Source organism: Mesorhizobium sp. M7A.F.Ca.CA.002.05.1.1, from assembly GCF_003998335.1.
GTDB lineage: Bacteria > Pseudomonadota > Alphaproteobacteria > Rhizobiales > Rhizobiaceae > Mesorhizobium.
Genome location: NZ_RZQI01000337.1, coordinates 1 through 5910 on the forward strand (window position 1 = coordinate 1; position 5910 = coordinate 5910).

A 5910-nucleotide genomic window follows, 5' to 3' on the forward strand; every position below is an offset into this window, starting at 1 on the left:
CAGGGGTATCGATCTCACCATCCACGCCGGCGAAACCATCGCCTTCGTCGGCCCGTCCGGCGCCGGCAAGACCACCATCTGCTCGCTGCTGCCACGTTTCTACGAGGTCAGCGCCGGCGCGATCAGCATCGACGGCATCGATATCAGGGACATGACGCTCGCTTCGCTGCGCGGCCAGATCGGCATCGTCCAGCAGGATGTGTTCCTGTTCGGGGGCTCGATCCGCGAAAACATCGCCTATGGCCGTCTCGGCGCCTCCGACGAGGCTATCGCCGATGCCGCGCGGCGGGCGCAGCTCGACGGCATGATATCGGGCCTGCCGGCCGGCTATGACACGATCATCGGCGAGCGCGGCGTAAAATTGTCCGGCGGCCAGAAGCAGCGGCTGGCGATCGCCCGCATGTTCCTGAAGAACCCGCCGATCCTTATCCTCGACGAGGCGACGTCGGCGCTCGACACCGAGACCGAGCGCGAAATCCAGAAGTCGTTGGCCGAACTTGCCGAGGGCCGAACCACGCTGGTCATCGCACACCGGCTGGCAACGATCCGCGGCGCCGACCGCATCGTCGTCGTCTCGGAGTCGGGCGTCGTCGAACAGGGTTCGCACAGCGAACTGCTCCGCGCCGGCGGCATCTATCGGCGCCTGCATGACGCCCAGCATCTGGTGTCGTCGCGCTGATACGAAACCGCTGGAGCAATTCCAGGGAAAGTGTGAAACGGTTTCCGTTCGGAATTGCGTCAAGCAAACAAGTGCCGATCGAAAAACGGGAGCCAAAAATGATCAAGGCGACGCCCTTCGACTTTCCCTATGACGGCAGGCTGATGGCCGAAACCACCGCGCTGATCGTCATCGACCTGCAGCAGGATTTCCTGTCGACGACGGGCTACTTCGCCAGGCAGGGATATGATCCCTCGCCGCTCAGGGCGATCCTGCCGACCGTGAGCCGGCTGATATCAGCCGCCCGCAAGGCCGGTGTCAGGGTCATCCACACCAGGCAGGGCTACCGGGCTGACATGGCCGACATGACGCCCTACGAGACATGGCGCCGCAAGCGCGCTGGGCTCGAAGGCACCGAAATCCTGCTGCGCTCTGGTCCAGGATTCCAGATCGTTCCGGAGATCGACGTCGCCCCGCAGGACATCATCGTCGACAAGACCTGCAACAGCGCTTTCACCTATACGGATTTCGAACTTGTGCTGCGCGCGCAAGGCATCACGCATCTGCTGTTTTCCGGATGCACCACGGATGTCTGCGTCCACACCACGCTGCGTGAGGCCTGCGACCGCAATTTCCAATGCCTGACGATTTCGGACGCCTGCGCCAGCGGCGACAGACAAGCGCACGAAGCAGCCCTTCACATGGTGACGGTTGAAGACGGCGTCTTCGGCGCGCTAACGGGTTCGAGCGCTGTCATTGAAGGCCTGTCGCGGCTTGGCGACAGGCCCGAGGCAACAAAAGGCTGAAGAACTTCAGCCCGTTGCCCGCGTCTCCAATCCTGCACGAGACGCATATGCCCCAGGCTGGAATGCCTCGTGTTCGCGACGCGCCAGCGAATTGCGCAGCAGAGCGATCGTTTCCCGGCCGAGCGTTGCGATCTCGCGTGGCGTGTCGACGCCGACAATCATGAATTCATCGATCCCAAGGGCTGCATACGCAAGCAGCGACAGGGCGGCCTGGGCTGGTGGCCCGGCAACATCGACCGCCTTGTGGCCGGAGGCGGAAGCACCTTGGTGAATCCCGACCGGAAGCGCGAAGCGCAGCTTGCCGGCCCGACCATGTTCGGCGGCGGAGCGGCGCACCCGCTCCATCAATTGCCGGATCTCGTCGATCGAGCCGGGCGCCAATTCAAAGACATCGGCATGCCGGCCGGCAACTTTGAGTGCCGTTCCGGACTGCCCGCCCATGCGGATGACCAGGTCGGCGCCGTGCGGTCCCTTGCGCGGCACATAGCCGCCCTTGATGCTGTAGAACGTTCCTTCGTGGTCGAAGGGCCGGTCGTTCGACCACAGCCGCTTCAGCAGCACCAGATATTCGTCGATGCGCTGCCAGATGACGGTGTGCCCGACCGGCCGTGTTTCGGCGTCGGCGTCGCTCAGCGGCTCGCTGATCATTCTCAGCGCCAGGCGCCCGCCGCTTTTCCTGTCGATCGACGCCAGTTGGCGGGCCGCCACGGTCGGTTCGACCACGCCCGCCCAATGGGTGAGCACGACTTCCAGCGACGAGGTGCGATCGAGCACCTGGGCCGCAAAATCCATGTTGGTCAGCAGTCCGGCCGAATCGTCGATGACGATCTTGCGGAAGCCGCCATCCTCGATCAGCCCGAGCTTGGTCGCGGTCTCGGCAAAGTCGTAGAAAAAGGGAACCGCGGCATCGGCGGTCTTACCGGGAATATGCGTGAACTCGATCGGCATTGCCATGTCCTCCGTGGTGTCGGGCGCGCGAAAGCACGCCGAGGATTCGGTTCATTCAACTCCGATTGCCTGAAAGCGGTGGGCAGCTAAGCCCGGTCGATCTGACGACTCAGGGAATAAGGCCCAGCACAACGGCCCCGGTGAACACGAACGCAAGGGCAAAGACGAGATAGGCGAAAGCCCCGGCATAGGCCGGGCGAAAGGCCTGGGCATTGGCCGACCGCTGATCACTGCGATCCGTCTGGGCGTTCTGGATATAGGACATATCGACCTCCGTCTCGGCGGTTAATCTATAAAACTTGTAGACTTTGTCGATTGCTATTTTTAGGCCAAAGATGGAATAATTTTCTCCTATGGTGCTGGAAGTTGGTAGGCACTTGCTTAGAGGGAGCACTCTAACGGCCGATCCATATGGAGCGTCCGTTTTTTGCTTCTGCGTCCGAATGGACCTATGACCTTGCTTTCGCTGCGCTCAATTCGTGGATTGGCCGCCCGGCGCCGGCGCGGTAGCATCGCCCACCAGCAAAGCGAAATCGCCACACAGGGGGCAGAAAAATGGGCACAAGACTGGCCGGCAAGGTCGCCATCATTTCGGGGGGCGCGACGGGAATGGGTGGAGCGGCTTCGGAGCTGTTCGCCGCCGAAGGCGCCAAGGTGGCGATCATCGACCGCAACGGCGAGGCGGCCGCCGCAACCGCAGCGACAATCAGGGCGCGCGGCCATCTCGCCGAGCATTTTGTCGCCGACGTCTCCGACGAGGCACAGGTCGAAGCGGCCGTGAAGGGTGCTATCGAAAAACTCGGACCGGTCACCGTGCTGTTCAACCACGCCGGCACCATCGTGATAAAGCCCTTCCTGGAGACCACGGTGCAGGAATGGGACTGGCTGCATGCCGTCAATGTGCGCTCGATGTTCCTGATGACGCGCGCCGTTTTGCCCGGCATGATTGCGGCCGGCGGCGGCTCGATCGTCTGTACTTCGTCGATCTCGGCGGTGGCGGCGACTCCCAACGAAGTGCTCTACGACACCACCAAGGGCGCCTGCCACATGTTCGCCCGCGCCATCGCCGTCGAGTTCCGCGACCGCAACATCCGCTGCAACGCCGTCTGCCCCGGCTTCATCCGTACACCGCACGGCCTGCGCGAGGTCGCCGACCTCGGCAGGCTCGGCGTCGACGTCTCCGACGCGGCACTGGCCGCGCAGCAGGGCCGCATCGGCGAGCCGGAAGAGGTGGCGAGGGCAGCGCTCTACCTGGCCAGCGACGAGTCGAGCTTCGTCAACGGCACGCATCTGTTCGTTGACAATGGTTTTACGGCGATGTGAGGCTTTCCAGGGACAGGTTCTTCGTCCCAGGGACAGCTTGTCGCCCTTCCTCTACCCCGTCGATCGGGGGAGAGGAAAGGCACCAAGTCCTGCTCGTCTACCGTTCTTCCCGTCGAAACGGCTTGAGCAGCGCCGACGGTGCCGTCGCGTTGCGCGACATCACCGCCATGGCGACAATGGTGAAGATGAACGGCAGCATCAGGAACGCCTCGTAGGGGATGTGTCCGAGCCCGCTGGCCTGCATGCGCAACTGCAGCGCATCGACGAAGGCGAACAGCAGCGCCGCCCCCGCCGAGCGCCACGGATCCCAGCGGCCAAACACGACCAGCGCGATCGCCACCCAGCCACGCCCCGAGACGACGCCGAAGGTGAAGGCGTTGAACTGCGCCATCGACAGAAAGGCGCCGGCCAGCCCCATCAGCGCACCGCCGAGGATGACTGCCTGGAAGCGCGTGGCAATGACGCTGACCCCCGCCGAATCGGCGGCGCGCGGGTTTTCGCCGACCATACGCACCGACAGGCCCCATGGCGTGCGGTAGAGCACGAAGGCGGCCAGCGGAATGGCCAGGATCGCCATGTAGACCAGCGCGAACTGGCTGAACACCGCCGTCCCGAGCACCGGGATGTCCGAAAGGAGCGGGATCGGCAGTGTCTGAAACCCCTTGATGTTGGGCGGCACCGACTGCTGGCCGAAGATCAGCCGGTAGAGGAAATAGGCGAGGCCCGACGAGAACAGCGTCACGCCGATGCCGCAGACATGCTGGCTGAGGCCGAGCGCCACAGTGAACAGCGCATGCAGCGCGCCCATCAGCATGCCGGTCAGCACCGCAGCCAGCACGCCGAGCCACAGGCTGCCGCTGAGACTGGCGGCGGTAAAGCCGGTCATCGCCGACAACAGCATGATGCCTTCGATGCCGAGATTGAGCACGCCAGCCCGCTCCGAGAACATTTCGCCGAGCGTTGCAAAAGCCAGCGGCGTGGCGATGCGGATGATCGCGGCCAGGAAGCCGACCTGGAAGATCTGTTCGAACACCGCGCTCATCGGGCAACCCCGACGCGGCGGATGCGATAGGCGGTGAACAGCAGCGCCACCAGCATGGAAAGCAATGCGGTGCCCTGGATGACGTCGCTGAGGAAGGCCGGCACGCCGGTCGCCCGCGACATCGCTTCGGCGCCGGTCATCACGGCGGCAAGGAAGATCGCCGCCGGCACCACGCCGAGCGGGTTGAGCCGCGCCAGCATGGCAACAACGATGCCGGAATAGCCGTAGCCCGGCGAGATGTCGCTCATCACCTGGAAATGCACGCCGCCGACCTCGCCGACGCCGGCCAACCCGGCCAGCGCGCCGGACAGCAGCGCCGTCGAGATCAGCACCCGCTCGACATGGATGCCGCCATATCTGGCGGCTTCCGGGTTTTCGCCGGTGACCCTGATCCTGAAGCCGAGCGTCGTGCGCACGATCAGGAACCAGGTCAGCGGCGCCGCGATCAGCGCCGCGACGACGCCGAGATGCAGTCTTGTGCCTTCGAGCAGCACCGGGAAATTGGCCGAATCCTCGATCGGCGGCGAGATCGGATAGCCGCTGAAGGAGTCCTTCCACGGGCCTTCGATCAGCGCCATCAGCGCATAATAGATGACCGAGTTGAGCAGCAGCGAACTGACGACATCGTCGACCTTGAATTTTACTCTGAGCGTCGCCGGCACCAGCGCGACTGCGGCTCCCGCCGCGGCACCGGCGACCGCCATCAAGACCATGGCGAGCGGCCCCGGCATTGGAATGGCGCCGACAAAGCAGCTGGCCACCGCGCCGGCCAGCAATTGCCCCTCGGCGCCGATGTTCCAGAATTTGGCCCGGAAGGCGACCGCGACCGCCAGTCCGGTGAAGATCATGGGTGTTGCACGCACCATCGTTTCGGTGATCGCATAGCTGTCGCCCAGCGACGCCGTGAACATCACGCCATAGGCTTCGAGCACGCCGGCGCCGGCCAGCGCGATGAGGCCGCTGCATAGGATGAGCGTCCCGCCGATCGCCAGCAATGGCAGAGCGAGGTTGAACCAGGCAGGTGTGCTTGTGCGGGCTTCCAGGCGGAACATTAGGCGGCACCCTCTGTTCTGTCTGTCGAACAAGAATTCTGACGAAGAGGGACCCCCACCCCTAGCCCCTCCCCACAAGGG

The 5910-nt window shown here is 64.1% G+C and carries 7 protein-coding genes; 3 read left to right on the top strand and 4 right to left on the bottom strand.

The features are described from left to right. On the top strand, positions 1-679 hold a 679-nt coding region (locus EN939_RS17830), incomplete at its 5' end, for an ABC transporter ATP-binding protein (RefSeq protein WP_127269067.1). 98 nt (positions 680-777) lie between these two features. Continuing rightward, positions 778-1464: a cysteine hydrolase family protein gene (locus tag EN939_RS17835; protein WP_127269068.1), complete on the top strand. Its 687-nt coding sequence runs from the start codon at positions 778-780 to the stop codon at positions 1462-1464. A gap of 6 nt (positions 1465-1470) precedes the next feature. Here the strand turns inward: EN939_RS17835 and EN939_RS17840 are convergent, their stop codons facing one another. Both EN939_RS17840 and EN939_RS17845 read right to left on the bottom strand, forming a co-directional pair. Next, on the bottom strand, positions 1471-2412 hold the full coding sequence (locus EN939_RS17840; RefSeq protein WP_127269073.1) for an LLM class flavin-dependent oxidoreductase: 942 nt from the start codon (positions 2410-2412) through the stop codon (positions 1471-1473). 109 nt (positions 2413-2521) lie between these two features. Continuing rightward, on the bottom strand, positions 2522-2677 hold the full coding sequence (locus EN939_RS17845) for a hypothetical protein (protein ID WP_127269069.1): 156 nt from the start codon (positions 2675-2677) through the stop codon (positions 2522-2524). A gap of 290 nt (positions 2678-2967) precedes the next feature. On the opposite strand from EN939_RS17845, the gene EN939_RS17850 reads away from it, so the two are divergent. Further along, positions 2968-3735, top strand: a complete 768-nt coding sequence (locus tag EN939_RS17850; protein WP_127269070.1) for an SDR family NAD(P)-dependent oxidoreductase — start codon at positions 2968-2970, stop codon at positions 3733-3735. A gap of 97 nt (positions 3736-3832) precedes the next feature. Here the strand turns inward: EN939_RS17850 and EN939_RS17855 are convergent, their stop codons facing one another. Together EN939_RS17855 and EN939_RS17860 are read right to left on the bottom strand one after the other, a co-directional pair. Then, complete coding sequence (locus tag EN939_RS17855; RefSeq protein ID WP_127269071.1) at positions 3833-4777, bottom strand: ABC transporter permease; 945 nt, start codon at positions 4775-4777, stop codon at positions 3833-3835. Further along, positions 4774-5829 (bottom strand): ABC transporter permease, encoded by a 1056-nt coding sequence (locus tag EN939_RS17860; RefSeq protein ID WP_127269072.1) that lies wholly within the window; start codon positions 5827-5829, stop codon positions 4774-4776. The genes EN939_RS17855 and EN939_RS17860 overlap by 4 nt, the downstream gene beginning before the upstream one ends. Positions 5830-5910: the final 81 nt, after the last annotated feature.